The 4696-nt window shown below is 71.5% G+C and carries 4 protein-coding genes; 3 read left to right on the forward strand and 1 reads right to left on the reverse strand.

Going from position 1 to position 4696, the window contains the following annotated elements; translation table 11 throughout:
- The 3 genes from VJR25_RS04575 to VJR25_RS04585 all read left to right on the forward strand — a co-directional run.
- On the forward strand, positions 1 to 774 hold a 774-nt coding region (locus tag VJR25_RS04575; RefSeq protein ID WP_324112986.1), incomplete at its 5' end, for an HAD-IC family P-type ATPase.
- Between the two features lie 217 nt (positions 775 to 991).
- Positions 992 to 3172, forward strand: a complete 2181-nt coding sequence (locus VJR25_RS04580; RefSeq protein ID WP_324112988.1) for a DEAD/DEAH box helicase — start codon at positions 992 to 994, stop codon at positions 3170 to 3172.
- Between the two features lie 121 nt (positions 3173 to 3293).
- On the forward strand, positions 3294 to 4322 hold the full coding sequence (locus VJR25_RS04585; RefSeq protein ID WP_324112990.1) for a 6-phosphofructokinase: 1029 nt from the start codon (positions 3294 to 3296) through the stop codon (positions 4320 to 4322).
- Positions 4323 to 4442: 120 nt separating this feature from the next.
- On the opposite strand, the gene VJR25_RS04590 is transcribed toward VJR25_RS04585, so the two are convergent.
- A partial coding sequence (locus VJR25_RS04590; RefSeq protein ID WP_324112992.1) for a DUF559 domain-containing protein occupies positions 4443 to 4696 on the reverse strand: 254 nt, incomplete at its 5' end.

Below are 4696 nucleotides of genomic sequence, written 5' to 3' on the forward strand. Positions count from 1 at the left end.
CATCCGATCGGCCGCGCGATCGCGGATGCCGCCGGGCACCCCGCGCCGGTGGACGGCTTCCGCTCGTATGCCGGGCGCGGTGTCGCCGGCACCGTCGACGGGGTGGCCGCGTTCGCCGGCAAGCCGGACTTCGCCGTCGACTGGGCCGCGCCCATCCCGGCCGAGCAGCGCGGCACCGCCGTCGTCGCCGGATGGGCGGATGCCGCCGGCGCCGTGCGGGTGCGTGCGGTCTTCGCGGTCGCCGACGGCATCCGCCCGGACAGCTCCGCGGCCGTCGCACAGCTCAGGGCGCTCGGCGCCGACGTGGTGCTGCTCACCGGCGACAACGAAAGCGTGGCCCGGGCCGTGGCATCCGTCGTCGGCATCGACACGGTGATCGCGGGCGTGCTGCCGGAGCAGAAGCTCGCCGAGATCGAGCGGCTGCGCGCCGAGGGGCGCCGGGTGGCGATGGTGGGCGACGGCGTGAACGACGCCGCCGCGCTCGCGACCGCCGACCTCGGCGTCGCCATGGGCGGGGGAGCGGATGCCGCCCTGCACGCGAGCGACATCACCCTGGTGCGCACCGGGCTGTCCGCCGCGGTCGACGCGCTGCGCCTCAGCCGCCGCACGATGGGCATCATCCGCGGCAACCTGTTCTGGGCGTTCGCGTACAACGCCGCGGCGATCCCGTTGGCTGCGCTGGGCCTGCTCAGCCCCATGATCGCGGGTGCGGCGATGGCGTTCTCCAGCGTGTTCGTCGTGCTCAACAGCCTGCGGCTGCGGCGCGCGGTCTGAGCGCCGGGACACACCGGTTCGGCCGGTCGCGGCGCACAGGGCGCGGCGACCGGCTAGACTGGTGCGCGGGGATCGTCGCACATCGTGCGCGCCGTGTACCAGGATGTTGCAGTTGCCGCATCGGCTGAGGGATGCGGCATCCCGCTCTCCGCGCTGACATCCGCGGAGGATGCCCACTGGACCTTCCCATGGTCCGGTCTTTCCGCTCAGGAGGAGCATGTCGACCACGGTCGAATCGGCTTCGAAGCAGGCCACCGCCAAGTCCGCGCCGCGCCGGCGCTCGTCGTCGCGCCGTGACGACGAAGCGCCGCTGATCCCGATCCTCGCCCGCAAGGTGCGCGAGGTCGAGGCCAAGGCGCAGCGCGGCAAGCTCGGACCCACCAACCGGGTGAAGTTCCAGGTGATCGCCTTCCTGGTGCGTGAGGAGCGCGCCCGGGTCAAGGCCGACCAGCAGCTGACGGACGCCTCGCGCGCCGAGCAGCTCAAGCGCCTCGACGGCGTCGCGACCATCCTCGCCAAGACGGCCGCCCGCGACACGTCCCTCATCCAGCTGCTCGAGGTCGACCAGGCGACGTCGCCGGTCGCCAAGCGCATGCGCCGCGACTGGCTGATCGAGTCCGGTGCGGAGCTGGCGCCCGACGAGCTCATCATCACCGACACGGCCCCGGCCGTCCCGACCGTGGTTCCCGCCGCGCTCGCGGAGCGCCAGGTGATCCCGCCGCGCATCGAGGCGCGCCGCGAGTCCAACCCGTTCCTCGCCCCCGACCTGACCATGCGCACCGCGGCCCCCACGCCCCGGCGGCGCCTCGACGGCTGGGAGCTCATGGGCCCCCTGTACAAGGCTTTCGAGACGGGTGCCGGCGGCGGCGCGGCCACGATGGACCTGCCCGGCCTGCCCGAGTTCGACCGTCTCTCGCCCAAGGGCCTCGAGATCATGGCGCACCAGTCGCGGTTCCTCGAGTCGGTGCGCCAGGGGCACCGCGCGTTCCTGCTCGCCGACGAGCCGGGCCTCGGCAAGACGGCGCAGTCGGTGCTCGCGGCATCCGTCGCCGAGGCGTACCCGCTGCTGGCCGTCGTGCCCAACGTCGTCAAGATGAACTGGGCGCGCGAGGTGGAGCGCTGGACGCCGCACCGCCGCGCCACCGTGATCTCCGGCGACGGCGACGACATCGACGCGTTCGCCGACGTGTTCATCGTCAACTACGAGGTGCTCGACCGGCACTTGTCGTGGCTCGGCGACCTGGGCCTTCGCGGCATGGTCGTCGACGAGGCGCACTTCATCAAGAACCTCACCTCGCAGCGCTCGCAGAACGTCCTCGCACTCGCCGGGCGCCTGCGCGAGCAGGTGCGCGACCCGCTGCTGCTCGCCCTCACCGGCACCCCGCTCATCAACGACGTCGAGGACTTCGACGCGATCTGGCGGTTCCTCGGCTGGACCAACGGCGAGAAGCCGGGCCCGGTGCTGATGGAGCGGCTGGATGCCACGGGCCTCACGCCCGCCGACAAGGCCTTCTACCCGGAGGCGCGTGCCGCGGTCATCTCCCTGGGGATCGTGCGCCGCAAGAAGAAGGATGTCGCGGCCGACCTCCCGGACAAGCTCATCGCCGACCTGCCCGTCGAGCTCGACGACGAGTACGGCCGGTCGATCCGCCAGGCGGAGCGCGAGCTCGGCCAGCGCCTCGCCGACCGCTACCGCCGCATCGTCGCCGCCCGAGGGGATCGGTCCCCGAGCGAGAGGGGCGCGCCCGGCGAGATCGACGACGACATCGTGCGCCTGGTCGCCCACAACGAGCTCGAGGAGTCGAAGGCGGCCGGCACCGGCAGCGAGAACGTCTTCACGATGGTGCGCCGCATCGGCCAGGCCAAGGCGCAGCTGTCCGCCGACTACGCGGCGCAGCTCCAGCGCTCGGTCGGCAAGGTCGTGTTCTTCGCCAAGCACATCGACGTGATGGATGCCGCCGAGGCCCACTTCGCGGCATCCGGCATCCGCACCATCTCGATCCGAGGCGACCAGACCACGCCTGCCCGCCAGCAGGCGATCGACGCGTTCAACAACGACCCCGAGGTCGGGATCGCGGTGTGCTCGCTGACCGCAGCGGGCGTCGGACTCAACATGCAGGCCGCGTCCAACGTGGTGCTCGCCGAGCTGTCGTGGACCGCCGCCGAGCAGACGCAGGCGATCGACCGCGTGCACCGCATCGGGCAGGACGAGCCGGTCACCGCCTGGCGCATCATCGCCGCGCACACGATCGACACGAAGATCGCCGAGCTGATCGATTCGAAGCAGGGACTCGCGGCGCGGGCCTTGGACGGCGACGCCGTCGACCCGCAGTCGAGCGATTCGGTGCAGCTGTCCGCGCTCATGCACCTCTGCCGGCAGGCGCTGGGCGCCGAGTGAGCGCCCGTCGGCGGGGTCGCGTTTGGCGGGGGAGCGGCATCCGGCGATAGTGTCGTCTCAGGCGACGTCGCCGACCTCTTGTTTCTCTGCTCTCTGAACCGGCAAAGGACACCCTCCCCTCATGAAGATCGGCATTCTCACGTCCGGCGGCGACTGCCCCGGACTCAACGCGGTGATCCGCGGCGTGGTGCTCAAGGGCTCCACCGCCTACGGACTCGAGTTCGTCGGCATCCGCGACGGATGGCGCGGCGTGGTCGACGCGGACTTCTTCCCGCTCACCCGCCACGAGATCAAGGGTCTGTCCAAGGTGGGCGGCACGATCCTCGGCACCAGCCGCACGAACCCCTACGAGGGTGCGCGCGGCGGGGCGGAGAACATCAGCAAGACGATGTACGGGCACCGTCTCGACGGCATCATCGCGATCGGCGGCGAGGGCACCCTCGCGGCGGCCGACCGGCTGTCGAAGGACGGCATCAACGTGCTCGGCGTGCCCAAGACGATCGACAACGACCTGCGCGCCACCGACTACTCGTTCGGCTTCGACACCGCCGTGAACATCGCCACCGACGCGATGGACCGCCTGCGCACCACCGGCGACTCGCACCAGCGGTGCATGGTCGCCGAGGTGATGGGCCGCCACGTCGGCTGGATCGCGCTGCACGCGGGCATCGCGGCCGGCGCGCACGTCATCTGCATCCCCGAGGTGCCGATGTCGATCGACGACATCTGCGAGCAGGTCTCCAAGGCGTATGACCGCGGCCGCGCGCCCCTGGTCGTGGTGTCCGAGGGCTTCACCCTCACGGGCATGGACGAGGCGTACAGCGACAAGGGGCTGGATGCCTTCAACCGTCCGCGTCTCGGCGGCATCAGCGAGGTGCTCGCGCCCGAGATCGAGCGGATCACCGGCATCGAGACCCGCGCCACCGTGCTCGGCCACATCCAGCGCGGCGGGTCGCCCTCCGCGTTCGACCGTGTGCTCGCCACCCGACTGGGCCTGGCCGCCGCGGATGCCGTGATGGACGAGGCCTGGGGCCAGATGGTGGCCCTGCGCGGCACCGACATCGTGCGCGTGAGCTTCGAGGACGCCCTCGGCGAGCTCTCCTCCGTGCCCCGCTACCGCTACGACGAGGCTGCTGCCCTCTTCGGCTGATAGGGAGCTCGCGGCATCCCGGATGCGTCGCCGAGTTCAGGCGGGTCGCCCGATTCAGGCGAATCCAGCGCGATTCGGCCTGATCCCGGCGACGCGCCTGATCTCGGCGACGGCGACGGGTCAGGATGCCCGGTGCAGCTGCTGCGCGATCGCGAGTTGGATCGTCTCGACCACGTACCCGGGGTCGAAGAACACCTGCTGGTAGTCGAACCGCAGCACCGTGTAGCCGCGCAGGACCAGCCTGGCGTCGGCGCGGATGTCGCGGCGCCGGTCGGCCGCCTGATGGAAGGCGAAGCCGTCGAGCTGCGCGATCAGGGCGTCGCCGATGAGCGCGTCGACGGGCCGGCCGTCGATCCGCACCTGCTGGCGGATCG

It is taken from the genome of Microbacterium sp., assembly GCF_035277845.1.
Lineage (GTDB): Bacteria > Actinomycetota > Actinomycetes > Actinomycetales > Microbacteriaceae > Microbacterium.